The sequence below is a fragment of the Hymenobacter sediminis genome, assembly GCF_003231285.1.
Classification (GTDB): domain Bacteria; phylum Bacteroidota; class Bacteroidia; order Cytophagales; family Hymenobacteraceae; genus Hymenobacter; species Hymenobacter sediminis.
On record NZ_QKNS01000004.1, the window covers coordinates 344,412 to 369,491 of the forward strand.

At 57.2% G+C, this 25,080-nt stretch carries 17 protein-coding genes; 6 read left to right on the forward strand and 11 right to left on the reverse strand.

The window, feature by feature from the left end; all coding sequences use genetic code 11:
* Positions 1 to 151: 151 nt before the first annotated feature.
* Positions 152 to 1,060: a UV DNA damage repair endonuclease UvsE gene (gene uvsE / locus DNI29_RS13070; RefSeq protein WP_110978555.1), complete on the forward strand. Its 909-nt coding sequence runs from the start codon at positions 152 to 154 to the stop codon at positions 1,058 to 1,060.
* 26 nt (positions 1,061 to 1,086) lie between these two features.
* Complete coding sequence (locus tag DNI29_RS13075) at positions 1,087 to 1,437, forward strand: hypothetical protein (protein ID WP_110978556.1); 351 nt, start codon at positions 1,087 to 1,089, stop codon at positions 1,435 to 1,437.
* A 79-nt stretch (positions 1,438 to 1,516) separates the two neighbouring features.
* On the opposite strand, the gene DNI29_RS13080 is transcribed toward DNI29_RS13075, so the two are convergent.
* The 6 genes from DNI29_RS13080 to DNI29_RS13105 form a co-directional block, all read right to left on the reverse strand.
* Entirely contained in the window at positions 1,517 to 1,912 is a 396-nt protein-coding gene (locus DNI29_RS13080) for a hypothetical protein (protein WP_110978557.1), read from the reverse strand.
* 195 nt (positions 1,913 to 2,107) lie between these two features.
* Positions 2,108 to 3,313: an aldose epimerase family protein gene (locus tag DNI29_RS13085; RefSeq protein ID WP_110978558.1), complete on the reverse strand. Its 1,206-nt coding sequence runs from the start codon at positions 3,311 to 3,313 to the stop codon at positions 2,108 to 2,110.
* Positions 3,314 to 3,503: 190 nt separating this feature from the next.
* Complete coding sequence (locus tag DNI29_RS13090; protein ID WP_238388084.1) at positions 3,504 to 5,159, reverse strand: family 43 glycosylhydrolase; 1,656 nt, start codon at positions 5,157 to 5,159, stop codon at positions 3,504 to 3,506.
* 57 nt (positions 5,160 to 5,216) lie between these two features.
* Positions 5,217 to 6,284: a glycoside hydrolase family 43 protein gene (locus DNI29_RS13095; protein ID WP_110978559.1), complete on the reverse strand. Its 1,068-nt coding sequence runs from the start codon at positions 6,282 to 6,284 to the stop codon at positions 5,217 to 5,219.
* Between the two features lie 87 nt (positions 6,285 to 6,371).
* Positions 6,372 to 7,937: a RagB/SusD family nutrient uptake outer membrane protein gene (locus DNI29_RS13100; RefSeq protein WP_110978560.1), complete on the reverse strand. Its 1,566-nt coding sequence runs from the start codon at positions 7,935 to 7,937 to the stop codon at positions 6,372 to 6,374.
* 30 nt (positions 7,938 to 7,967) lie between these two features.
* Entirely contained in the window at positions 7,968 to 11,042 is a 3,075-nt protein-coding gene (locus tag DNI29_RS13105) for a SusC/RagA family TonB-linked outer membrane protein (RefSeq protein ID WP_110978561.1), read from the reverse strand.
* 455 nt (positions 11,043 to 11,497) lie between these two features.
* Between DNI29_RS13105 and galK the strand changes: the two genes are divergently transcribed.
* The gene (gene galK / locus DNI29_RS13110) at positions 11,498 to 12,667 is read left to right on the forward strand and encodes a galactokinase (RefSeq protein WP_110978562.1); all 1,170 of its coding nucleotides are present in this window, start codon (positions 11,498 to 11,500) and stop codon (positions 12,665 to 12,667) included.
* 198 nt (positions 12,668 to 12,865) lie between these two features.
* The gene (locus DNI29_RS13115) at positions 12,866 to 13,930 is read left to right on the forward strand and encodes a UDP-glucose--hexose-1-phosphate uridylyltransferase (RefSeq protein WP_110978563.1); all 1,065 of its coding nucleotides are present in this window, start codon (positions 12,866 to 12,868) and stop codon (positions 13,928 to 13,930) included.
* Positions 13,931 to 14,054: 124 nt separating this feature from the next.
* On the opposite strand, the gene DNI29_RS13120 is transcribed toward DNI29_RS13115, so the two are convergent.
* The 5 genes from DNI29_RS13120 to DNI29_RS13140 form a co-directional block, all read right to left on the reverse strand.
* A complete protein-coding gene (locus tag DNI29_RS13120) occupies positions 14,055 to 15,113 on the reverse strand; it encodes a glycoside hydrolase family 43 protein (RefSeq protein WP_110978564.1) in 1,059 nt (352 codons plus the stop codon).
* A 227-nt stretch (positions 15,114 to 15,340) separates the two neighbouring features.
* A complete protein-coding gene (locus DNI29_RS13125) occupies positions 15,341 to 16,441 on the reverse strand; it encodes a cellulase family glycosylhydrolase (protein ID WP_110978565.1) in 1,101 nt (366 codons plus the stop codon).
* 53 nt (positions 16,442 to 16,494) lie between these two features.
* Complete coding sequence (locus DNI29_RS13130) at positions 16,495 to 17,520, reverse strand: glycoside hydrolase family 43 protein (RefSeq protein ID WP_110978566.1); 1,026 nt, start codon at positions 17,518 to 17,520, stop codon at positions 16,495 to 16,497.
* A gap of 123 nt (positions 17,521 to 17,643) precedes the next feature.
* The gene (locus DNI29_RS13135) at positions 17,644 to 18,699 is read right to left on the reverse strand and encodes a beta-L-arabinofuranosidase domain-containing protein (protein ID WP_238388085.1); all 1,056 of its coding nucleotides are present in this window, start codon (positions 18,697 to 18,699) and stop codon (positions 17,644 to 17,646) included.
* 55 nt (positions 18,700 to 18,754) lie between these two features.
* On the reverse strand, positions 18,755 to 20,884 hold the full coding sequence (locus tag DNI29_RS13140) for an RICIN domain-containing protein (RefSeq protein WP_110978567.1): 2,130 nt from the start codon (positions 20,882 to 20,884) through the stop codon (positions 18,755 to 18,757).
* A 444-nt stretch (positions 20,885 to 21,328) separates the two neighbouring features.
* On the opposite strand from DNI29_RS13140, the gene DNI29_RS13145 reads away from it, so the two are divergent.
* Positions 21,329 to 22,489 (forward strand): glycoside hydrolase family 172 protein, encoded by a 1,161-nt coding sequence (locus DNI29_RS13145; protein WP_110978568.1) that lies wholly within the window; start codon positions 21,329 to 21,331, stop codon positions 22,487 to 22,489.
* Between the two features lie 42 nt (positions 22,490 to 22,531).
* On the forward strand, positions 22,532 to 25,045 hold the full coding sequence (locus DNI29_RS13150) for a glutaminase family protein (RefSeq protein ID WP_110978569.1): 2,514 nt from the start codon (positions 22,532 to 22,534) through the stop codon (positions 25,043 to 25,045).
* Positions 25,046 to 25,080: the final 35 nt, after the last annotated feature.

A 25,080-nucleotide genomic window follows, 5' to 3' on the forward strand; every position in this document is an offset into this window, starting at 1 on the left:
AGTGCGCTTGAGGATGTGACGAGCAGCCCAACGGAACGGTGTATTAGTAGAAGCCCTACCCCTCCGAACCGCTTAAATGCCAAACTCATCATTTCACTCATTCGCCAGCGCACCGCTTCGCCATTTCCACATTTCCTACGTAAGCAGGTCTATGAGAATAGGCTATCCTTGCGTCAACGAGTCATTAGACTGCACTTCTACCAGCACTTTCCGGTTGGCTTCCTACTCCGATGAGCGGGTAGAGCTGGCCGTAGCAAATAACCTGGCCTGCCTGCAGCGCATTCTGATCTGGAATGTGGCCCAACACCTGCTGTTCTTCCGCATTGGCTCGGGTATTGTGCCCTTTGGCTCCCACGCCATCAACACCTTCCCCTGGCAGACGCGCTTTGCGGCTGAGTTCCGTAGCATCGGCGACTACATCAAGGCCAATGGCATGCGCGTGTCCTTTCACCCCGATCAGTTTGTGGTGCTGAACTCCCCCGACGCGGGCATTGTGGAGCGCAGCATTCAGGAGCTAGTATATCAGGGCTCGATGCTGGATCTGATGGGACTTGATAGCACGCATAAGCTGCAGATTCATGTGGGCGGCCTGTACAACGACCGGGAGCTGGCTATTTCGCGCTTCATTGCTACCTACCAAACCCTGCCCGAAGCCGTGCGGGCCCGCCTTGTTATCGAGAACGACGACCGGCTGTTTAGTCTGCAGGATTGCCTGCGGGTGCACAACGCCGTAGGTATTCCCATCCTCTTCGACAACTTCCACCACGAGTGCCTCAACAATGGGGAGCCCATGGCCGAAGCTCTACGGCTGGCCGCTTCTACTTGGCACCCCACGCGCGACGGGGTAATGATGATGGACTACAGCTCGCAGGCTCCCGGCGAGCGGCGTGGCAAGCACACCGCCTCACTGGTGGAAGAGTTGTTTCAGGGCTTCCTGGAAGAGCTCGGCGACCTAGACGTGGACATCATGCTTGAAATAAAAGACAAAGAAGCTAGTGCCGGTCGGGCCTGCCTCATGCTCCGCGACCTGGGCCGTATTGTAGCCACCCAAACCACCTAATATCTCCCCTTTCCTCCCTTTGAGTTATGTCTGAACTTTCTGACCTGCTAAGCACAACTACCCAGTCGTTGAGCAACGGCGTGACCGGCTTGCCCATCAGCGCCGCCATGGACACCACCGAAACCTGGCAGCAGCACTTCCTGCAAAGCGGCGACCCAGGCCTGCAAAACATTGCCCGTGAAATCGGCAACCTGCAGTCCTTGCTCAGCAGCGAGAAAACCGCCGGCCTCGATGGCGCCGCTATTGGCCGTTCCCTGAGCATGCTGGGCTCCCAAACCTCCGAAGTAGCCCGCACCGCGCCTGATGCTGTACGCAGTCAGCTCACCACCCTCGCCGACACGCTTTTACGCATGGGTGGGCAACTGGAGCAGGAATAGAAGCTCGTATATACAGCTCATAAAAAAGCCTCTTTAGCTTAGCTGAAGAGGCTTTTTTATGAGCTTATTCCCCTTTGGCTTAGGGACGGGGGGTAGTGGTTTCGGGTGTGATGGTGCGGCCCTCAATGGCGCTCCGTGGCACAGCCGTCTGGCGTATGGGGCGGCGACCAACTCGCGGCGCTACGCGCGTGGGCCGGAGGGGCTGACCTGCGTCCTGCTGCATGGTAGTGGTGCGCTGGGGCAAAGGCGTCTGGTCAATGGTACCGATGACGCCCTGCTGGGTGGGGCTGGTTGTGGTAGGGGTACGCTGGTCGATGGTGCCGGGGTTAGTGGCTGGATTAGCCGGGTTGACGGGCGGAACCGTGGTTTGGTTAACGGCGCCGCCGTACTGGGGCGTGGTAGGGTTGGTTTGGGCGGTGGCTAGGGTGGCAGACCCCATGAGCAGGGCAGCAGCCAAAAGCAATTTCATTTTCATAGGAAAGGCAGGTTACAGGTAGAGCGCTTTAGCAGCACCTACCCGCTAGCATACGTTTTCCGGTATGGATCAGCTAAGAAACCTTCATTTATTTCTACGCCATCTTATTTACCACCAACGCTATAGCCCCTATAAAACAACCGCGCCTACCCCACCAGCATGACGGAATAGGCGCGGCTTATCTAAACACAGACGCTATTTCCGGACCCCGAAACGGTACTCCGTAGTGGAGTGGAACGTTTGGCCGGGCTGGAGAATAGTGCTCGGGAACTTAGGCTGGTTAGGCGAATCGGGAAAGTGCTGAGTTTCTAGGCAGAAACCGTAGTGCTGGGGGTAGGCGGTGTTGCCTTTGCCCGTGAGCGTGCCCGAAAGGAAGTTGCCGGAGTAAAACTGCACGCCGGGCTGGTCAGTCAGCACGTCCATGGTGCGGCCCGAAACGGGTTCGTACACCGTGGCGGCTAGCTCAGGTTTGGTGCGCTGCTGGTCGGCCAGCACCCAGTTGTGGTCGTAGCCACCGGGCGCGGCACCAGGCACCTGCTTAATTCGCTCTCCAATGGCATGGGGCTGGCGGAAGTCCATGGGCGTTCCTTCCACAGGGCGCAGCTCGCCGGTCGGAATCAGGGTAGCATCAACCACTGTAAAGCGGTCGGCCTTCAGGGTCAGCACATGGTCGAGGGCGTTTTTGGCTTGGCCGTGGTTGAGGTTGAAGTAGCTGTGGTTGGTAAGGTTAAGGGGGGTAGCCTTATCGGTGGTGGCGGTATAGTCGAGGCGCAGAGCGTCGTCGTTGGTGAGGGTATACACCACCTTCACCGTAAGGTTGCCGGGGTAACCTTCTTCTCCGTCTTTGCTGGTGTAAGTAAGCGTGAGGGTTTGCCCATCGGCCGAAGAGCCCGGCTCAGCCTGCCACACTACCTTATCGAAGCCGCGCTTGCCACCGTGCAAGTGGTTGGGGCCATTGTTCTGAGCCAGGGTGTACGCCTTGCCATCGAGGGTAAACTTACCGCCTTTGATGCGGTTGCCGTAGCGCCCAATCAGGGCTCCAAAGTACGGACCGGCCTCCAGATAGGTAGGATTGGTGTAGCCCTCCACGCTGTCAAAACCCAAGACTACGTCGCCGAGCTGGCCTTTTTTATCAGGGGTGAGCAGGCTGGTGAGCGTACCGCCGTAGGTAGTAATGGTGGCTTTCAGGCCGTGGGCGTTGGTGAGCGTGTAGAGCTGCACTTCGGTACCATCGGCAGTTTTGCCGAACGAGGAAGAGGTAGGCATAGAGGTAGATTGCGTAGAATCGGCGCTAGCAGTGGTACGGTCTGCGCCGGCCGCCTGTTCAGAAGTTTTGGGTTGGTTGCAGGCAGCCAGCAGCAGCAAGCCGGCTAACGCTCCATTCAGGGAGAGTTTGGGCATAAAGGTCAGAAAGAATCGAAAGGAGTTAGAAAAGAGGAAACGCACCTACCTGGCCTGGCCTGAGTAGCGGGCAAGGTACTGAAGTACCATAAAGCAGAGCGCAGTGAAGCCTCTCGCATGCTGAAGTTGATTACTACTGCAACATTAGCCTGTGAGAGGCTTCACTGCGCTCTGGTTTATAGCCTCATTTTTACTGCTTACCGTCTGTGGCATTACCGCCAGACTGGGCGGTAACCGCTTCGTTTTGCAGGCTGAAATTCTCGAAGGAAACGGTAGCAGTAGCCGGGCCTCGGGCCAGCAAACCAGCCCGCACGCCCCGGTCCCAGGGTGGTAGGTAGGTACCATTAATGGGCGCACTGAGGCCAGGTAGGTTCTGCCAGGTTTTGCCTCCATCGGCACTCCAGCCAAAGCGGAACAGGTTGCCGTTCTGAGCCTGCAGACGTAAGGTTAAGGCCGCAGCTGAGGGTAGCTTGGTTTCACTGAGGGTTTTCTGCTTGCCTTTCTCCATTTGCCACAGATGCAGCTTGCCTCCTCCAGCTGTGAGAGCCAAGGTGTTTTCTGGGTCGCCGTGAGCAGCAATGCCGGCTACGGTACCGGCGGGCAGCTTGGCCGGGTTGAGCAAAGTAGTGGTAGCCGTATAGTCGGCGGTGGTAGTGTGCTGGCCGAGCACGGCACCACTGTGCTGGGGCCGGGCCGTAAGTTGCAGTTGGCCGCCCCGAACCGCTACGGTAGGCCGCTCCTCCACAGGCCACTGCCAAGTGGGCTGCAGTGTGGCCTGGTCAAACTCATCCGTAAAGTTGCGGGCCACGGCTGGGAGTGTGCCTTTATCAGGCACGGTGCCGCCGCTACGGAACTCGGGCCACTCCTGCGCATTCCAGGTAAACTCGCTTACCACCCCCTGCCGACCTACGAACTCGAAGCTGCGGGTATCATAGGCGTGGTGGAGCATGTACCAGCGCTTGCCGCGGTTGAACACGGTACCGTGGCCCGGACAAGCCCACTTCTCGCTTTTGGTCAGGATGGGGTTCTTCTCGTACTTCTCCCAAGGCCCCATCAGGCTCTTGGAGCGTGCTACCCCTATGCCGTAGGTGCAGTTGTGGCCACAGCAGCCATTGCCGGCATAAAAGGCGTAGTAATACTCGTTGCGTTTCACCATGCTCACGCCCTCCACCAGGTTGCCTTCCCAGGGCACCGTGTTGCGGAACAACTCTTTTTTCTCGCCAATCAGGGCGGTATGCTCCTCGTTGAGGCGCTGGGCCCAGATAGGCGTGGGCTGGCCTACGCTGTTGCCGTCTTCCTTCCAGATGAGGTACAGGTCGCCCTTCTCGTCGCGCATCGGGAAGCCGTCAATCGAGCCGTCTTTCTGCGCCACCAGCGGACCAAGGTCGCGGTATGGGCCGGCGGGGTTATCGGCTACTGCCACACCCACGGCCAGGTTGCCGCCCTTTTTGTGGGCCGTGTAATAGATGTAAATCTTGCCGTTTTCCTCGCTGATTTCAGGAGCCCAGAAGTAGTAGTCGGCCCAGGACGGCAGTTCATTCGGGAATACGTGGCCAGCCAGTTCCCAGTCCGTGAGGTTGGTTGATTTCAGCAGCGGAAACACCGGTCCCCAGTTAGAGGAAGTAGCCGTGGCCCAGTACGTGTCTCCTACCTTGGTGATAGAAGGGTCAGGAAAATCACCGGGCAGCACTGGGTTTACGAAGGACAGGGCCGGCATTTCAGCCTCGGCTACCGTTTCGGCGGTATTGGCCGTGGGCGTGCTGACGCTGGTAGTGGCGCTATGGCAGGCCCCGAGTAAGCCTAAGGCTAGGCTGGCTGCCAAACGGGTTTTGTTTCTTAATACCATGCAATAAGATGCTACGAGTGCGGGTGGATGCGGCGCGTTGAAAGTATAGACTTCAGCTTATTCCCCCGCCGGCCTTGGCAGAGCCGTACCTAGGTTTACCGGCGTGCCGAAATCTGGAGTGCCGTCAGCTTTCCACGTGAATTTCTGTATGCGCGGGCTGCGGTTGTCGCCGCAGCCTTGCCCAGCCTGGGGGTTGGCATGATAGATAATCCAGTCCTCAGTGCCATCCTTTGATTTAAAGAATCCATTATGCCCCGGCCCAAAGGCCTGCCCCGCCGTGTTCTTGGTGAATACAGGCGTAGTCGACTTGGTCCAGGAGGAAAGCTGCATGGGGTCGGCCGTGGAGGACGCCGTGAGCATACCCAGGGCATAGTCGTCGGTGCTGCAGTGGCTGGCCGAGTAAATAAGGAAGGTTTTGTTGCCATGTTTGAGAATTTCCGGCCCTTCGTTCACGTCGGGGTCCCCCATAGTCTCCCAGTTATACTCTGGATGAGAAAGCTCCACACGCGGGCCCACTAGGGTCCAAGGGTTGCTCATTTCGGAAATATAGATGCGCTGGGTGCGGCCATTCTCTACCTCGTGGCCCGACCAGATCAGGTAGCGCTTGCCGTTCTGCTCCAGCACGGTGCCATCAATGGCCCACAAGTCCACGTTGGGATTTGCAATGCGGCCCTTGTCTACCCAAGTACCCGTAGTGGGGTCAGCCGAGGAGTTTTCGAGCACGAACACCCGGTGACCGGCGCAGCACAGCGGGTTGGCGGAATAGTAGATGTACCACTTCCCATCAAAGAAGTGTAGTTCAGGCGCCCATATTTCAATTTGGTTAACGCCGGCCCGCTGGGGCGTCCAGACCACGGTGCTGACCGCCGAGCCCAACTCCGACATCTTCGCCGTTTTGCGGATAACGAGGTTACCGCCCGTGGTGCTCATGTAGTAATACATGTTATCCTTTTGGTACACCCACGGATCGGGCCCTACGCTAAGCAAGGGGTTGGTAAAGGTGGTAGTAGTGGGGGTAGTAGGCGCACTAGGTATGTAGGGCGCAGGCTTTTCTTTCTGGCAACCAGCCAGCAGTAATGCAGTTAGCAAAAGTGCCCTCACTGCCTGATGCGAATAAGAAAACATGAACAAGGGAAAGGGGGTAGACACGAAACTATGAACACAGCCCGGCCGCCGCGTATGGTATACGCGGCGGCCGGGGCATTATTTTTGTTAGTTCCAGCCTGGGTTTTGGGCCAGGCCGGCTATATCCACGTCGGTGCGCGGAATGGGTAGGTACTTTGATTTGCCTACCACATAAGTATTAAAATCTGGGTCACGGCTTTTCAGCTGATCGATGCCCGCCTGGTTATCAAGCAGGCCCCAGCGACGCAGGTCGTGCCAGCGCCAGGTTTCGCCAGCTAGTTCCGTCACGCGTTCGTGCATCAGCTGAGTACGCAGTGCGCTTTGACTCAGGCCACTCAGATCAGCCAGTCCTACCCGGCGGCGCACCAGGTTGATCAGTGTAATAGCATCAGTCGTCTTACCCTGCTCATTCAGGCATTCGGCCTGCGAAAGCAGCACGTCAGAGTAGCGAATCACCCGGTGATTGATGGGCGAGTAATAGCCCTCTACGTTTTTCCAGTAGTCGTTTTCGTACTTGCGCCAGTAAACGCGGTTACGGTTATAAGCATCGGTGGCAAAGCGCTGATCCAGCGTCTGGTTGTCGTAGGCTTTATCGTCCTGATCTACGGGGTCGGCAGCATCATAGGGGTAGCCCGCCCGATTGCGGCTAAAGAAAAGAGTAGCCGCCAGACGTGGGTCCTTCTGGCCGGTAGTAGTCTTTTCCTTTAGAAATTCATCAATCAGCCACGACCTGGCTTCGCCGTCGGTCCATCCTTTGGTGGGCAGGCCGAAGAACTGCGCCCGCTGGCTGGCCTCCGACGCGCCCGCGTAGTCGTCGTCGCGGTCAGCGCTGTACTCAGCAGTGAACTGTACTTCAAATACCGATTCCGATCCGTTTTCCCGGTCGTGACGGAAGTTGTCACGATAATTCGCGGCTAGGGAGTATCTGCCCGAGCTGATTACCTCCGCTAACTGAGTGCTGGCCTCAGTCCACTTCTGTTGTTGCATGTATGCCTTACCAAGAAGGGCTGTAGCAGCACCCTTGGTGGCACGCCCCAAATCAGTGCCGGAGTAGGTTACTGGTAAACCAGCTTTGGCCGCCTGCAGATCCTGCACGATAAAATCCCATACTTCCTGCTCTGAGCTGGCTTGTGGGGGACGATAGTCGGCCGTAGAGGGCTCCGTGGCCAGCACGGGCCGACCGTACAATGAAACTAGGTTGAAGTAATGCAAAGCGCGGATGAAACGAGCTTCGGCCAGAATCTGGGTCTTCAGCGTTTCATCCATCTGAATACCTGGCACGTAGGCCAGCACTTGGTTGCATCGGTTGATGCCTACGTAGTGGTTTCCCCAGGTTACAGAATTCACCTCGAAGTTATAGTCCGTGAGGATGAACTTGGTGAAGTTCTGCAGCTCGGGCCAGGGGCTACTAGAGAATCCTTCGTCGGAGCGCAGATCATAGTCGAAGTATATCCAGCGGCGGTAATTACCCAGCAACTGCAATCCACTGTAGGCAGCCACAATGCCTTTGGTAGCATCCTGGCTGTTTTTCCAGAAGGTTTCGGCCGTGGGTAGGTTGGGGTTAGGCTGGTCAAGCAGGTCTTTTTCGCAGCTCGTCGTAAGCAATAAAGTGCTGGAGAGAAAAGTCAGCAGGTGTTTTTTATGATATTTCATGGGTGAAGTCAGCGAATGGTGGGTGGGAAATTAGAAGCCAACCTGCAGGCCGCCCGTGATGGTGCGCACGTTGGGGTAGTTGCCCTCATCAACGCCGCGGGCTAGCGAACCAGCACCCACGATTTCGGGATCGTAGCCGGTGTACTTGGTGAAGGTGAGCAGGTTCTGGGCTGTGAGGGTAAACCGAACGCTTCCCACCCCAGCCAGCTTCTCCGTGATGGTTTTGGGTAGGGAGTAGCTCACCTGCAGGTTTTTCAGGCGCAGGTAGGCTCCATTTTCCAGCCACCGGTCAGTAATCATCAGAGCGTTCTGGCCCCCACCCAGCAACGGACGAGGCGTGGTGGTAGAGGGGTTCGAGGGCGTCCAAGGGCGAATGTCAGCACGGAAGTTACCATTGTCGTCCATACGGTCGGTCCAGTAGCGGGTCACGTTGTAGATGTCGTTACCCTGCACACCCTGAAATAGCGCGGCCAGATCGAAGTTCTTGTAGCCCAGCGTCAAGTTGAAGCCATACTGCAACTTGGGGAAGGGGCTTCCTGTGAAGCGGCGGTCAGCGTCGGAAATGACCCCGTCGTTGTTCAGATCCTCATATTTCACGTCGCCGGGTTTGGCGTTAGGCTGCTTCTCGTAGGCATCGATTTCTGCCTGCGTCTGGAAAATACCCAGCATATGCATCAGGTAGAAGGCCCCCACCGGCTGTCCGACTACGGTGCGTGTTACCCCACCAGGACCTGACGTGTAGTTTTGTCCTTCGAAGGCCAGCTGCGTTACACGGTTGCGCAGGGTTGTGAGGTTGGCATTGGCACCGTAGCGGAAGTTACCTGTGGTGTTTTGGTATCCGGCCTGAAACTCGAAGCCCCTATTTTCCAATTCGCCCAGGTTGGTGAAAGGGTTACCGCCCACATTACCTTCATACAGCGGAATAGCCGGGTTTACCAGCGCGTCCGTGGTGCGCGAAATGTAGTAGTCGGCGGCCAGAGTGAGGCGATTATCCAGGAAACTCGCATCAAAACCAAAATTGGTTGTTTTGCGTTTTTCCCAGCGTAGGTCGTTGCTGGAAAGCTGATTTTGGGTAGCACCGTTCTGCACGGGCTGCGAGGCCCCGCCTCCAAGCGGGTAGTTTACGTTCGGGTTCAGAATGCGCTGGTACAGGTATTCCGACAAGTTATCGTTACCGAGCTGTCCGTAGCTGGCCCGCAGTTTCAGGTCGCTGAACAGCGGTACATTCTCGAAGAACGCTTCACGGCTAATACGCCAGCCCAGCGAGAAAGCCGAGAACGTACCCCATTTATTGACTGGGTCTACCAGCGACGAGCCGTCGCGACGGACAGCCCCCGTAACTAAATATCGGTCATCAAAGTCATATGCTACTTGACCTAAGTAGGAACGTTTGGCCCACTTATTAGTACCGCCGCCTACACTGGCCGAACCTGTTGCAGCACCTAACGACCAGTAATAGGTTGGACCCGTACCGAAGCCCTGCGCATCGGCAACCGTGTTACGAATAGTATTTTTCTGCTCCGTGTATCCCGCTACGGCATTTACATTGTGTTTGCCGAAGGTGCGTTGAAAATTCAGGGTATTTTCAGCCAGCAGAAAAATCCGCTCACCCCGGCTTTCATACAATTGCGCCGGTCGGATGGGTTCGTTCATGCGTAGGCCGCCCGCCTGCCCGTACTTGCTTTCCGTGCGGTCCAGGAAGCCTACGTACTCCATTCCTAGGTTCAGGCGATACGTCAGAAAATCAAACAGCTTAATTTCCGGTGCTAGCGAGCCGATGAGGCGATTTTCCAGATTAGTATTGTTGTACACATCCTGCTGGCCTATGGGGTTGGTGCCAAACGTAATCTGGTTGGTATTACCGAAGCCGTAGCCGCTGACCGTCGCAGAATCACGCACCGGGATAATGGGCAGCATCCGAAGCACATCAATGAATGGCAGGCCATTCACGCGGGTAGTCATTGCTCGTGAAAACTGCGCCGACTGCTCAATCCGGAAGCGGCCCCGGTTGGCACCCGTATTAACACGCACGCTGTAGCGCTCAAATTTTGGCCCAACAATAGTCCCCTTCTGATTGAAATATCCCGCCGACACGTTGTAATTAGCTGACTCGCTAGCCCCACTCAACCCTAGGTTGTAACTCTGCACCCGGCCGCTCTGAATAAGGGCCTTCTGCCAGTCAGTATTAATAGCAGGAGGGTTGGCTGCCCCAGAGAATGGCGTTTGACCCGCATTTTCATACATCTGACGGGTAATGTCGGCCCACTGCGCGGTGCCGGCTAGGTCGTAGGTGTGGGCGATGTTTTGAACCCCGGCATAGCCGTTGAAGTTGAAGGCCGGTTTGCCCTGCTTGCCCCGGCGCGTCGTAATAATAATTACTCCATTGGCTCCTCGGGAGCCGTAGGGTGCCAGCGAAGCCGCATCCTTCAAAATAGTCGACGATTCAATGTCGCTGGGGTTGATGTCGCGGATTTCATTGGTCCATACCCCGTCTACAATATAAAGGGGCGAGCTACCCAGTTGAATACTTCCCACACCGCGAATGTTCACAATGGGGTTCTGCCCGGGGGCTCCAGAGTTGGCCACCTGCACGCCAGCGGCCCGGCCCTGTAGCGCTTCCGTGACGGAGGCCACCGGTGCTCGCCGTATCTGTTCCTGATTTACCTGCGTCACAGAGCCGGTTACTTGTTCGGTGGGCAGGCGCAGGTATCCTACTACCACTACCTCGTTCAGGGCCTTGGAGTCGGGCGCCAGGTTAATGTCAACACTGGTTCGGCCGTTCACAGCCACTTCCTGTGTCAAGTAGCCTACAAACGAGAACGTAAGAATAGCATTATCGGCTACGGTAAGAGAATACCGACCGTCGCCGTCGGTGGTAGCGCCATTAGACGTACCTTTTTCCAGCACCGTAACGCCAGGCATACCCTGCCCTTTCTCGTCAACTACCCGACCGGTAACGGTTTGGGCTGGCGCCACAGCGCGCACCAACTCCGTAACGCGCATACCAGCTGCCTCAGCCCCAGGAGCAACCAGCACCGAAAGGGGCAAGAAATACAGCAGCGTCGGCATAGTTGGCCGCCGCAATTTGAGGTAAGAATTTTTCATGGGAATTATTGAGTGGGAAGTAATAGAAATTTGCTTTTGCAAACGTTTGCACAATTATATTCAGAGCAAACGTTTGCATGAACTATGCAGAAAAGTCTCCGAAGAGGGCTTTAGAGCAGAGGAAAGGCAGGTTTTGATCTAAAAAGGAATAATATCCTTTCGAAGAATCTTGCAATGAGTTCGTAAGAATAAGAACGAATTTAAGAATAGTCAAGAATTTATAAAGAATAGTTACTCCTACCTCTATCCTTACTGCAACTCCTTCCTGAATAAATCAAAAGGCATTTTAGGCTTATTAATCAGGTGTTTACTATATTAAAAATCTATTAATTCTTCTTTTTAGATAACTAAAACCAGCTGATTGATATCGCAAACGTTTGCGCATTAGACTAGGATGTATCATCTTTAGGCCTCTCCAGTGTTCTACTGGTATCTTCTCATTCCTCTGCCCTGCTATGCTACCTAATTTACTCCACGCTGCCTTTCAGCGTCAGTTTCACCATACCCCTACCTTACTTGTGCGCGCTCCTGGCCGAGTTAATCTGATTGGGGAGCACACGGATTACAATGCGGGCTTTGTATTGCCAGCGGCTATTGATAAGGCTATCTATTTTGCTATCAGGCTTAACAACACCTCTATTATTCAGCTCTATTCTTATGATAATCACGCCCTGTTTACTACCCCGACTACTGAAGTAAGGCCAGAAAGTACGCTGTGGGCCAATTACCTGCTGGGTGTAGTTGCGCAGTTTGAAAAACGCGGCATTTCAGTTCCGGGCTTCGACTGCATGTTTGGAGGCGATGTACCGATTGGAGCGGGTCTCTCGTCGTCGGCGGCGGTAGAGTGCGGGCTGGCTTTTGCCTTGGATGCCTTGCTAGAAACTAACCTGGACCGCATGACCTTGGCCCACATGGCCCAGAAGGCCGAGCACGAGTTTGCTGGCGTACAGTGTGGCCTGATGGATCAGTTTGCCAGCTTGTTCGGGCAAGATGGGCAGGTGGTACGCTTAGATTGCCGTTCCCTGGAGTACGAGTACTTTCCCTTTGATACTATCACCTGCCACATTGTGCTTTGTAACTCCGGGGTAAAGCATTCCTTAGCCAGCTCGGAGTATAACACCCGCCGGCTGGAGTGTGAGCAAGGGGTAGCCGTGTTGCAGCGGCATTACCCTTTGGTGCAGAGCCTGCGCGATGCAAGCCTGGAACAACTACAGGCCCACGAAGCTGAACTTGGCGAGGTGGTTTACCGCCGGTGCCGCTACGTGGTAGAAGAAAACATACGGGTGGAAGCGGCCTGCCAACAACTAGCTGCAGGCAACCTACGCGCCTTCGGAGAGCAGATGTATGCCTCTCATGCCGGCCTGCGCGACGACTACGAAGTAAGCTGCCCCGAGCTGGATGTGCTGGTGCGGCTAGCCCAGGCGGCCCCGGGTGTATACGGAGCCCGCATGATGGGTGGGGGCTTTGGCGGGTGCACCATCAATCTGGTAGAAGTAGACCACGTCGATGAGTTTATCCGCTCCATTAGTGCCCAGTACGAACGTGAAGTTGGAATTTCGCTGGAAACATACCAGACTACCATAGTAAGTGGAGTCGGGGTGCTGGAGCCTGTGGTGCTCCAGTAGCAACAGGTATTTCGGGCTGGGTTGGCGCTTCGTGGAGGAGTGGGAACCGCCATGGTGCGCGGCCTGGCTCGGAATAACTGTCTTGCCGTTATTTGCCGGCGTCATGACCGGCCCCCTATCAAAACACGTTAGAACCACTAGCGGAGCCGGGTTCCTGTCCGGCACTTGCTCCTGGTTTCTCACTTTTTCGCTTTCCGCATGGCTTCATTTGACCTCGCTCAGCAACCTCACCGTCGTTTCAATCCGCTTACGGGCGAATGGCTCCTGGTGTCGCCACACCGCGCGCTCCGGCCCTGGCAGGGCCAGCAGGAAGCACCCGACCGCAGCCAGCGCCCGACTTACGACCCTACTTGCTACCTCTGCCCAGGCAACACGCGCGCCAACGGAGCCGTGAACCCGGCCTATACAGGTACTTTTGTGTTTGATAATGATTTCGCAGCCTTGACCCCAGATGCCCCTGCTGGTACCGTGGAAGTAGGCGGGCTGCTGCGGGCCGAGGCCGAATCGGGCGTGGGACGCGTTATCTGCTTTTCGCCTCGCCATGATTTGACCCTGCCGGAAATGAGCACGGCCGACATCAGAGGGGTAGTGGATGTGTGGGCCGAGGAGTTCCAGACCTTGGGGAGCCGGCCGGATATCAACTACGTGCAGATTTTCGAGAACAAGGGTCAGGTAATGGGCTGCTCCAATCCGCACCCCCACGGCCAGATCTGGGCCCAGCGCACCGTGCCCGGCGACCCAGCCAAGGAAACCGTTCAACAGCAGGCTTACTTCCAGCAGCACGGCCGCACCCTGCTCACTGACTACCTCGAAATTGAGCTTAAAGAGCAGCAGCGGGTAGTGTTGGAAAACGAGCATTTTGTGGTGCTGGTGCCGTTTTGGGCGGCTTGGCCTTTCGAAACATTGGTGCTACCGCGCCGCGCCGTGCAGGATGTAACCCAGCTCACAGATGCGGAGCGTGAGAGTTTTGCCGATGTGCTGCGTCGCCTTACCATCCGGTACGACAACCTGTTTCAGACCTCCTTCCCCTACTCCGCCGGGCTGCACCAGCGCCCCACCGATGGCCAAGAGCACCTCGAGTGGCACTTACACATGCACTTCTTTCCTCCTCTGCTGCGCTCAGCCACCGTGCGCAAGTTTATGGTAGGCTATGAACTGCTGGCCAACCCCCAGCGCGACATCACGCCTGAATACGCTGCCCAACGCCTGCGCGAATTGTCGGAGGTACACTATAAGCAAACACTAGGGCAGGAAGCAGTTTAAACCTCCAGCATGTGTGCTACCGCTGGTTTGCGCCTCTGGCCCATCATACTCTGACAGAAAAGAAAAAGCCACAACGCCGCGCCGTGTAATACGGCGCGGCGTTGTGACGTATAGGCTACCCCTCTCACTCGCCCGAAGGCCGGGCTAGCGACTGACCAATGGGAATGGGCTTGCCAAAATTAGGCGTGCCGTCGGGGTTCCAGGTGAAGGGCTGGGCCCGGGGCGTCCGGAACTGGCCACAACCCTGGCCAGGCTCGTCGTTAGCGTGGTAGAGAATCCAGTCCTGGGTGCCGTCGGGCGATTTGAAAAAGGAGTTGTGACCGGGGGCATACACCTTGTTGGCAGGGTCCTGCTGAAACACGGGGGTAGGCGACTTGGCCCAGGAGCCCGGCTGCAGCAGGTCACTATCGGCAGAAGCCGTGAGCATGCCCAGCGCGTAGAAATCGGTCCAGCAGCCGCTGGCCGAATAAATCAGAAACAGTTTGTTGCCGTGGCGTAGCACTTCAGGGCCCTCGTTTACATCAACATGAGGTGGGTCCTGGGGATTGTTCAGGTCGCCGTTTCGCTCCCAGGCATACACCGGCGTCGAAACTTTCAGGCGAGGGCCGTCGACGGTCCATGGATTTTTCAGGCGAGCCAAATAGATGTCCTGGCGGCCATTGTCGTCACCTTCCCACCCCGACCACACGAAGTAGAGTTGCCCGTTATTCTCGAATACTGACCCATCAATAGCCCACTTGTTGGTTATGTCCCGGACCTGTCCCTTGTCAACCCAAGTGCCTTGCATAGGATCAGGCGAGCTGTTTTCGAGTACCCAAAGCCGATGCGTTTGGTTGGTGGCTGCATCGGCGGCATAGTAGAGGTACCACTTGCCGCCAATGTGGTGCAACTCGGGCGCCCAAATGTCGCGGGAGTTGGGGCCCGTGGCGGGTGGCGTCCAGACGACCTTACTCGGGGCCGTTTTCAGCTGGCTCAGCGACTTGGTTTTCCAGAGGGTGATGTTGCGGCCCGTAGTGTGGGTGTAATAGTAGTAGCCTTCATGGTAGATGCTCCACGGGTCGGCCCCGGCGGGCAGCAAGGGGTTCGTGAAGGTAGCAGGGGTAGCAACAGGTGCTTGCTGAGCGTGAGCGGAACCAGCCAGCAGCATGGCGCTGAGTAGCAAGCGGAGAAAATATGTTTTCATACACGAATCCGTAAATCCTCTTGTCAGCCCGAGGTGCGCGAAAGACTTCTCTCACTTAGCTGCTACCTCAACGAGCAGATTTGGAGGCAGAGACCCTTCGCGCAACCCAGATAACAAGCGTTTTGTGTCGGTAATAGATGACGTCCTGGGGCAGCAACCTAGCAGTGGCTACTGTGCAGCCGTTTCGACGCCAACGACCAGTGTTTTTTTTTAATAGCGGCGCAGCTTTACTTACCGTTGATTTTGCGGATCAGGTCCGTCTCGTCCTGGTGGTAGGGCGTGCCGTCTTTGCGGAATACTTCGTGGAACCACTCGCCCGGCTCACCACCGTTGGCAATGGGCACATCCCACTGGTACTTGGTGTTGGTTTTGCCATCCACGAGGCCCCAATTGATGGCTCCGATGTTGTTCTTTTTCAGCAGGGGCAGGATGTTGACGAAGCGTGAGTTGCGGGGACGGGCCATGTACTCGGTGCAAATCATTGGGCGGCCGTGGGTTTTGAGCAGCTCAATTACCCGTTCGTGGGCAGGCACTTCGTCGTAGTTATGATAAGTCATCACGTCGGAATTCAGCGCCTGAAAAGTGTTGAGTTCCGTGAGGCCCCAGTTCCAGAGGCCTGAGCTGAGAGGCTGGGTGGGGTTAACTTCGCGGGCCCAGGCAAACACATTGCGCAGCAGCGGTAGCGAGGAGTTGCCCTTATTGTTGTTGCCAGGCTCGTTGTACAAGTCCCAGAGCAGAATCCGCTTATCGGTGGCGAAGCTACGCAGCACGTCCTGCACGTAGGGCTTGAGCTTCACGAAGGTAGCCGAGTCGCGGGAGGCGGGGTCGCCGGGGTCCTGGGCCCAGCCGGAGTTGTGGATGCCCAGCTTAGGCGCGGGCTGGGTGCCAGCCTTGGGGTCCTTGTTCCAGCAGTCATCAAAAAACACCAGAATGGTTTGAATGTGGTGTTTGTCGGCAATAGCGAGGTAGTCATTCACCCGCTTCTTGAAGCCCTGGGGGTCCTGCTGCCAGGCCAGGCTGTGCAAAAACACGCGCATGGTGTTAAAGCCAATACCCTCGGCCCAACCCAACTCCCGGTCGATGGTGGTAGGGTCAAAAGTGTCGGCCTGCCACATTTCCAGCTGGTTGATGGCCGTGCTGGGTGCAAAGTTAGCCCCCGACATCCAGGGGTGTTGCTTGTACCAGGCTGTGGCTTTGTCGGCCGACCAGCGCTGGCCCTGGAGAGCCGCCGCGGTAGCCGCCGCGCCTTTGGTTTTGATTTTAGTTTTCTGGGCGAAGGTGCTGGTGGAAGCAGCCAACAACCAGACAAAGAGCAACAGTTTTTTCATGTACTGTACTAAGAAAAAGAAAGGAAATAAAGGTCAAGAAGAAGGTGGGCTGCCTACTCGCCCGATGGCACCTGCTGGGGCTGCTGCACTGGTACCGGCGCGCCGAAGTTAGGCGTACCGTCGGGGTTCCAGGCGAAGCGTTGCATACGGGAGCTGCGCCCGGCGCATTTACCGTCTGGGGCAGATTTAGCATGATACACTATCCAGTCTTCGCGCCCATCGGGCGAGGTAATAAAGCAGTTGTGGCCGGTGCCCCACACCCCATTTTCGGCGGAGGGATGGAAGACGGGCTGCGGAGCTTTCGTCCAGGAATCGGGGCGCAACGGGTCGGTGCCTTTAGCAGCCGTAAGCATGCCCAGCGAGTAATTATCATCCCAGCAGGCACTGGCCGAATACACAATGAACAGTTGGCCTTTTTTGCCCGACAGGAACTCCGGGCCTTCTAAAATCTGGCGCCCCCCGCCTTTTTCCCAGGCGTAGGTGGGCGCGGCAATGGTTACTTCCTTGCCAGGCTGCAGGGTCCAGGGGTTTTGCATAGGCGCAATGGCTAGCACGCTCTGGGGCCCCACATAAGCGGAGTACAAGAAGTACCGCTTCCCTCCTTGCTCAAACACTGAGCCGTCGAGGCCGGTGTACTTCGTGTTTACCTTGCCCTTGTCTACCCATGTACCCATTGTGGGGTCGGGGCTGGCATTTTCCAGTACGAACACGTAGCGAGAGTTGTCGCCGGGGTTGGCCTGGTCGGTGGCCGTGTAGTAGAGGTACCACTTGCCATCCAGGAAGTGCAGCTCAGGCGCCCAGATCTGGGTAGAGTTTGGGCCTGTAGTGGGCGGCGTCCAGACCACGGTGGCCGGGGCATTTTTCACGGTGCTGAGGCCCTTGCTTTTCCAGAGCGTGATGTTCTGGCCCATCGTGTTGGTGTAGTAATAGTACCCGCCGTGGCGAGCTACCCAAGGGTCGGGGCCGTTTTCCTGCAAGGGGTTGGTGAACGTTCTGACAGCGGATTGCTGAGCCCGCGCCGGGTTCAGGCTCGTAATGAGGGTAGCACTAAGGAGTAGCGGTGGCAGGAAAATCCGCATGGGGCAAGGAGTAAGAAACGGTGGGAGCACTAAGAGCAGACTGTATCGGGGAAGGTCATTTTTGTGGAAGTAAGCCTGGGCGGTTATGCTTCGGCATGATGTTCCAGGGCTTGTTATCTTCTTCTAATTCACCACGGGGAAAGCCACGACCCGCAGGGTGGTACAGCCGTAAGGAATGAGCGTAATCTTTTCGGCGGCGGGGCTTACTTCTCCTTTGTACACCTCATCGCGCGAGGTGACGGGCTGAGGCGCTACGTTGCCGTTAAGCTGCCAGCCCGGGATGCGGCGGCCGATGGCAGTAAGCTCAACCGGGGCTCGCTCGGGGTTCCAGATAGTGCCGGGCTGGTTGGAGGGTAGCGGCTTCTGAATAACGGTTAGGTACTGCTCAGGCTTCTCAATGAGAGATTTTTGCAGGCCGTAATTCCAGGGGGCCGCGGGCTTGAACTCGTAGTAGTCGCCTTCTTCCTTGATAGTGCCTTTGGTTTGGGTATGCGGAATGTGCAGAGCATACACCAGGGGGCCACGCTCCACGGCGCGGGAGTTGCGGGCCCGGCTCCACTCGCTCCACTTCACCAGCGGAAAGGACGGTAGGTTTTGGAGCTGGTAGTGGAAATATTTGGTCATAAAAGGCAACACCCGCGGGTCCTGAGTGGCTTGGTAGTGCTGCTTAAGCACCTTCAGCATCACCATGCGGGGCCACCAGTCTTCGCCCTGCTCGCCTTCCACATTAAGAGGTTTACCGGCAGCTTGCTCAGCCTTGGTCAGAGGGCCGAAATAGCCCGACGGACGCTGGGTAGTGAGAGTCCAGTCAATGTAACGCTGCATTTTGGCTTTGAGTCGGGCGTCATCGAGGAGGTGAGCCAGAGGCAGGGCACCGTCAAGCCAATAGGGCGTTTCTTCCCAGTTGTCGCCCTTGCCGCCCAGCCAGCCGTTGTCGTCGCGGAGCTTGGGGAAGAACTCGGCCAGGTGCCCCGTGGCCCCCTGATCTATGGTAAGAAGTTGTTGCCGCAGCCAGCCCTGAGGCTTAACAGCACCTAGCGGCAGCTCCGCATACTTCAGAGCCGTGAGTGGAGTGCGAATAGCCACCGCCGAAGCTTGACCGTGGGCTACCGCGCCGCTCAGCAGCAAGCCAACCAGTAGCTTACCAGGTAAGGCGTAACGAAACACAGAGTGCATCATAAGGTGAGAGAAAGCCGGCGGGCACCCGTTAAGTGATGCCCGCCGCACCAGTTTCTTAATGCGTTACTACTACGCTACACCGCTGGGTGCTACCCCCGCAAGTCAACCGAACCGTGTACAGGCCCGCGGGCAGAGTTGCAGCGGGCAGCACGTTGGTGCTGGCTACCCCTGCAACGGCTTGCAACGCCAGGTGGCGCACCAGCTGCCCCGTGCTGCTGTAGACCTCCAGCCGGGCTGCGCCCGACTCCCGAGGCACAAACGACAGCATAATACCGCTGCTGGCAGGGTTAGGATACGCAGTGAGGGCACCGGCCGGAGCTTCGTCGCGGGCGGCTAGTACGGGACGGCCGCTGTTGAGTGGCACCGGCATTAAATCCAGCTTCCAGCGCTGGGCGTCGTTGCCGTTGTCGGTGTACTGGTGAATGCCGGTACCGGGGTTCGAGAGGTTGTTGTCCACGTCGAGGCACTGGTTGGTGCCTTTGTGCACCAGCTTCACGTAGCCGTCGCCCATGTTCACTATCTGCCAACGTTGGGCGTCGTTGCCGTTGTCGGTCCATTGCTGCACCACGGCCCCGGCGGTGGCGCTGTTGCCGGCTACCTCTAGGCAGAGGTTGGTGTTGCGGTGGCGAATTTTGTAGAATCCATCGGCTTCGCGGGTGATTACCCAGCGCTGGGCATCATTACCATTATCGGTGTACTGCTGCACGGCGGTGCCAGCCGTAGCGGAGTTGCCCGGCACCTCGAGGCACTGGTTCGTTCCCTTGTGCGTCAGCCGGTACGTGCCGCCCGATACAATATCGAGGTTGGTGAGGGTAAGCTGCCAACGCTGGGCATCATTGCCGTTATCGGTGTACTGGGCTACGTTCGTGCCGGCCGTGGCGCTGTTGCCCGCTACATCAAGGCATTGGGTAGTGTTTTTGTGGGTCAGTTTATAAAAGCCACCATCTACGGCCTCCATGCGCCAGCGCTGGGCATCGCTCCCATTGTCGGTATACTGCTGCACGTTGGCGTTGGGGGCCGTGCTATTGCCAGCCACTTCCAGGCATTGGGTGGTACCGCGGTGCGTGAGCTTGTAGTGGCCGTCGGCTTCCAGGGTCACAATCCAACGCTGGGCGTCGTTGCCGTTGTCGGTCCATTGCTGCACGTTTGCTCCGGCGGTAGGGCTATTGCCGGCTACCTCGAGGCATTGATTCGTGCCTTTATGGGTGAGTTTATAAGTGCCGCCCGATACCAGAATGTTTGCCGGGCACGCGCCACCCGGTACCCGCGGAGCTACCCCATAGTTGGTCATGTTCACCTTCTGCATGGAGCCATCTGCGGCGAAATACATCCGGTCGATGGCCACGTAGCGGGTCGAGAAGTTGTTGTTCTGGTAGCGGTGGTAAGTAATGTAGTACTCGTCGCAGCCCGGAATTTTGGTGATGGAGTGGTGGCCCGGGCCTTGATTTTGCGCATCCGAGGACAGCAGGGAGCCGCGGTAGGTCCAGGGACCCAGCGGTGAGGTGCTGGTGGCATATTGTACATTGTAGCTGGCATTGGTCCACGAGCCATTGGAGTAGGTCATGTAGTAAGTGCCGTTGCGCTTCACCATGTAGGGGCCCTCCGTGTAGTTTTGGGGCGTAATGTTGACTGGCGCATCGGCCGTCAGGCTCACCATGTCGGCATTGAGCTTGCGGGCTACTAGCTTACTACCGTTTGAGCCGCCGTAATAGATGTAAGCCTGCCCGTTATCATCCACGAACACATGCGGGTCAATGATGTCCACAGTGTAAGGGTCGGAGCCGATCAGGGGCCGTCCAATGTCGGTGAACGGACCGGTGGGGCTATTGCCCACGGCCACCCCTATTTTTACCTCAGCCGTGTAGTAGAAATAGTACTTGCCGTTGCGGGCCACCACGGAGGGCGCCCAGCCGTTGAAATCAGCCCAGGTGCACTGGGGACCTACATCGAACACCACGCCGTCGTCGCGCCAGTTCGTAAGGTCGGCGGATGAAAACGCGTGGAAGTCCTGGCCACCGGTACCTTCGTTGGAAGTCGGGTAGATGTAGTAGCGGCCGTTAAAGTAATTCATCTCCGGATCGGCATGGTAGCCCGACAGGATAGGATTTCCGCTGGTTTGAGCGGCGGCTGACCGCCCCAGCAGTAAGAGTAGGATTAGCGGGAGGAAAAGGTACTGGTGCCTCATGGTTGTGGTGGGGTTTGGCTGGAAAGAATAGGACTGAAATGGTACTCAAGTAGACTGACGATATAGCTTGACTAGCTCGCTAATACAGCAGATGCAAACGTTTGCATCTATGACTTGTAAAAGGAGGTCGAGCCATTAAAGGTCAGCATAAGGCCGGCGAATGAATGACTGGAATAGAAAATAAGAGCGAACAGGCTCTGAAAGCAGTAGGACCTCTGAGTAGAGCACATACTGCTTCTTGCTACTCTCCTACTTCCTACTACTAGTTGTGGAGGCAAGAATAGGAAGTCGCAGAAGCCCTAAGTAGTATCTAACCTGTACTAACTAGGATAGAAGGCGCGGTGCAATCTAAGTTTGTAGCACAACTTATGCAAACGTTTGCATCTTTCTATGCATCTTGTCGTCCGTTCTCTGTGCTACCTTCTCCATCCAATCCCACCCCCTATGCTCCAACCGCTACGCTGCCTGTTTCTACTTCTGCTGTTACCTCTGGCTAGTCCAGCTTGGGCGCAAAAGTTTAACGGCCTCGGCTCCGACCTAAGTAACCTCTACCGCCTCTCCGACGCCAAAACCCGCTCCATCAGCCCCGAGAACTTTACCGGCGCCAAAGGCCAGGGGGGGCGCGCTACTACCGGCACCGGCCAGAACGCCTCCCGCGACCTAGGCTTGGGCTGGAAGGTCAGTCCAAGCATCATCATCAAAGCTGGCCAAACGGCTGTGGTAGCTGAAATTGATGGGCCCGGGGCTATCCAGCACATCTGGCTAACTCCAACGGGGCTGTGGCGCTTCGCTATTCTGCGCATGTATTGGGATGATGAAAAGACGCCTTCGGTGGAAGTGCCGGTGGGCGACTTTTTCGGGCAGGGCTGGGGCGAAACGGCCTTGCTTAACTCCATTCCCGTGACGGTAAACCCGGGCAGCGCTTTCAACTGCTACTGGCTGATGCCCTTCCGCAAAAAGTGCCGCATCACGCTGGAAAATATCGACGAGAAGGACATGTTTTTGTACTATCAGGTCGACTATACCCTGACCGACGTTCCCAACGACGCAGCCTACTTTCATGCCCAGTTCCGGCGCCAGAACCCCACAAAATACAAGGTTCCCTACACCATTCTGGATGGGGTAAAGGGCCGGGGCCAGTACGTGGGCACCTACATTGCCTGGGGCGTGAACAGCAACGACTGGTGGGGTGAGGGTGAAATCAAGTTTTTCATGGATGGCGACACCCAGTTCCCTACCATTAACGGCACCGGTACTGAGGATTACTTCCTGGGCTCCTACAACTTCGAGAACAAGAAAACCCGCCAGTATCAGGAGTACTCCACGCCCTACGCCGGCCTGCACCAAGTTATCCGACCCGATGGACTTTACCGCGCCAATCAGCGCTTTGGCATGTACCGCTGGCACATCCCGGACCCCATCCGGTTTACCTCCGATTTGCGGATAACTATCCAGGCCCTGGGCTGGCGCTACAACGGCCGCTACCTACCCCTGCAGGACGATGTGGCTTCTGTGGCCTATTGGTACCAGACCGAGCCTCACGCCCCCTTCCCCGCCCTACCTTCCAAGGATGACCTAGAAGTCAATCTAGGCCCGGCCCGATAATTACAGACTCTTTCCCCGCTCTTCCACTTACTCCACGGTTGCATGCGCTTTCCTTCCTACCCCTTTGGCTGGCAGCAGCTAGCCGGCCTGAGCACGGCGGTCCTGCTGGCATTCACCTCTATACCACTTGAAGCTCAACAGCTTCGCCCGCCGGCCTATCCCCTCATCACTCACGACCCGTACTTCAGCTTGTGGTCCTTTCAGGATACCCTCACGGCCGGGCCTACCCGCCACTGGACCGGAGAGCCCCAGGCTCTGGAGGGGGTAGTGCGCGTAGATGGGCAGGCTTACCAGTTTCTGGGAGCTGCCGCGCCGGAATACCGGACCATTATTCCTGTAGCTGAGGAAAAGGCCTACACCGCCCGCTACACATTTACTGCCCCCGCGGCCGGGTGGGAAAAGGCCGGTTTTGCCGCGGCCACCACGTGGAAAACTGGCCCGGCTCCCTTCACCGACAACAAGACCCTGCAAGGCACGGCCTGGACGGGTGACGACGTATGGGTGCGGCGCACAGTCACGATTTCCGACCCGCTTCCTACGGGTAAGCTTAGCCTGCGCCTCTGGCACGATGATGATGTGGAAGTGTATCTGAACGGCGTGCTGCTGCTCAAGAAAGACAACTACAACGGCAGCTACGAGAACTTTGAGCTACCTGACGCGGCCCGTCAAACCCTACGCCGAGGTGAAAACCTCCTGGCCATGCACTGTACCAGCCCTCGGGGCGGCGAGCATCTGGATGCGGGCCTCTACGAAATCCTGCCCCAGCAACGGCTGGCCCGGGCTCGCCAAACGGCCGCTACAGTTACAGCCACACAAACTACCTACACCTTCGCGGCCGGACCGGTGCGCCTGACGGTTAACTTTCTTTCCCCGCTACTGCTGGATGAGTTGGAAACCGTAGCCCGCCCTGTCAGCTACGTCACGTTCGGGGCTGCAGCCACCGACGGTAAGCCCCACGCAGTGCAAGTGCTCCTGACCGAAGCTGGCACTACTGCTTCCAATACGCCCTACCAAACTGTAACGACCCAAACCGGCCGCAATGCCCAGTTGGAGTGGCAGGCAATGGGTACCACGGCCCAGCCCCTACTCGGTAAGGCCGGCGACAACGTGCGCATCGACTGGGGACAGGCGTATCTGGCCGCACCTGTGGCAGGGCAGCCAGCGGTGGGCACCCCTGCTGCGCTGAAAAGTGCGTTTGTCAAGTCGGGAAAACTACCGGAGCCCGGCAAGGCCGTAACGGGGCAGGCCCAGCGCGTGGCCTTGGGCACAGTGCTCGACCTGGGCCGCGTGAGCCAGCAACCCGCCGAACAGCACATTCTGCTGGGTTACGACGACCAGTATTCGGTGCAGTATTTCGGGCAGAACCTGCATGGCTGGTGGCGCCGCGACCCGGCCACGACTATGGAGAAAACCCTGCTGGCCGCCGAAGCCGACTACTCCCGCTTACGCCAGAAATGTACCGCCTTCGACCAGCAGCTTTACGCCGAAGCTCAGGCCGCTGGCGGTAAGCAATACGCCGACCTCTGCCAACTGGCCTACCGCCAAGCCATTGCGGCGCACAAAATTGTAGCCGGCCCGAAGGGTGAAGTACTGTTTCTGTCGAAGGAAAACTTCAGCAACGGCTCCATTGGTACAGTAGATGTTACCTACCCCTCGGCCCCGCTGTTTCTACTCTATAATAATGAGCTGGCGAAAGGGCTGCTCCGCTTCATCTTCGACTACAGCGAGTCAGGGCGCTGGAAGAAGGATTTCCCGGCCCATGACATCGGCACCTACCCCCTCGCCAACGGCCAAACCTACGGCGAAGACATGCCCGTGGAGGAAGCCGGTAACATGCTTATCCTGACAGCCGCAACGGTGCGTATGGATGGCAAGCCCGACTTTGCTCGCCAGCATTGGGCTACGCTCACCAAGTGGGTGGGCTTCCTGCAGCGCGACGGATTCGACCCCGCCACTCAGCTTTCCACTGATGACTTTGCCGGTCATCTGGCCCGCAATACCAACCTTTCCATCAAGGCCATCATGGGTATTGCCTGCTACGGGCAGCTGGCCGGGCAACTCGGCGACGAAAAAACGGCCACGCAGTACCTCACCCTAGCCCGCGACTTGGCTAAGCGCTGGCAAACCATGGCCCAGGATGGCAACCACTACGCCCTGACCTTTGACAAACCGGCCGGCTCCTGGAGCCAGAAGTACAACCTGGTGTGGGACAAGCTCCTGGATCTGCACGTATTTCCCCCTGAAATAGCCCAGCAGGAAATGGCTTTTTACCTCCAACACCAGCAGCGCTACGGCCTACCCCTCGACAGCCGCCGAACCTACACCAAATCAGACTGGATTATCTGGACGGCGACCCTGGCCGAGCGCGACGCTGATTTTCAGGCGCTGGTGGCTCCGGTGTGGCAGTTCGCCAACAACACGCCCAGCCGCGTGCCTCTCACCGATTGGCACGAAACCACCGATGCCCGCCAAGCTGGCTTCCAGGCCCGCTCGGTGGTAGGCGGTTACTTCATCAAACTGCTGGACAAGCGCCTAGCCAAGCAGCCAAAACCATAAATGGCACGCTTGTTTCCATAGTGGCAATAGGCCAT

Coding starts and splice junctions, on each gene's coding strand:
- galK (WP_110978562.1), top strand. CDS start 11,498: ATGCTACCTAATTTACTCCACGCTGCCTTTCAGCGTCAGTTTCACCAT.
- DNI29_RS13115 (WP_110978563.1), top strand. CDS start 12,866: ATGGCTTCATTTGACCTCGCTCAGCAACCTCACCGTCGTTTCAATCCG.
- DNI29_RS13105 (WP_110978561.1), bottom strand. CDS start 11,042: ATGAAAAATTCTTACCTCAAATTGCGGCGGCCAACTATGCCGACGCTG.
- DNI29_RS13100 (WP_110978560.1), bottom strand. CDS start 7,937: ATGAAATATCATAAAAAACACCTGCTGACTTTTCTCTCCAGCACTTTA.
- DNI29_RS13130 (WP_110978566.1), bottom strand. CDS start 17,520: ATGCGGATTTTCCTGCCACCGCTACTCCTTAGTGCTACCCTCATTACG.
- DNI29_RS13090 (WP_238388084.1), bottom strand. CDS start 5,159: ATGGTATTAAGAAACAAAACCCGTTTGGCAGCCAGCCTAGCCTTAGGC.
- DNI29_RS13085 (WP_110978558.1), bottom strand. CDS start 3,313: ATGCCCAAACTCTCCCTGAATGGAGCGTTAGCCGGCTTGCTGCTGCTG.
- DNI29_RS13125 (WP_110978565.1), bottom strand. CDS start 16,441: ATGAAAAAACTGTTGCTCTTTGTCTGGTTGTTGGCTGCTTCCACCAGC.
- DNI29_RS13120 (WP_110978564.1), bottom strand. CDS start 15,113: ATGAAAACATATTTTCTCCGCTTGCTACTCAGCGCCATGCTGCTGGCT.
- DNI29_RS13080 (WP_110978557.1), bottom strand. CDS start 1,912: ATGAAAATGAAATTGCTTTTGGCTGCTGCCCTGCTCATGGGGTCTGCC.
- uvsE (WP_110978555.1), top strand. CDS start 152: ATGAGAATAGGCTATCCTTGCGTCAACGAGTCATTAGACTGCACTTCT.
- DNI29_RS13140 (WP_110978567.1), bottom strand. CDS start 20,884: ATGAGGCACCAGTACCTTTTCCTCCCGCTAATCCTACTCTTACTGCTG.
- DNI29_RS13145 (WP_110978568.1), top strand. CDS start 21,329: ATGCTCCAACCGCTACGCTGCCTGTTTCTACTTCTGCTGTTACCTCTG.
- DNI29_RS13075 (WP_110978556.1), top strand. CDS start 1,087: ATGTCTGAACTTTCTGACCTGCTAAGCACAACTACCCAGTCGTTGAGC.
- DNI29_RS13095 (WP_110978559.1), bottom strand. CDS start 6,284: ATGTTTTCTTATTCGCATCAGGCAGTGAGGGCACTTTTGCTAACTGCA.
- DNI29_RS13135 (WP_238388085.1), bottom strand. CDS start 18,699: ATGATGCACTCTGTGTTTCGTTACGCCTTACCTGGTAAGCTACTGGTT.
- DNI29_RS13150 (WP_110978569.1), top strand. CDS start 22,532: ATGCGCTTTCCTTCCTACCCCTTTGGCTGGCAGCAGCTAGCCGGCCTG.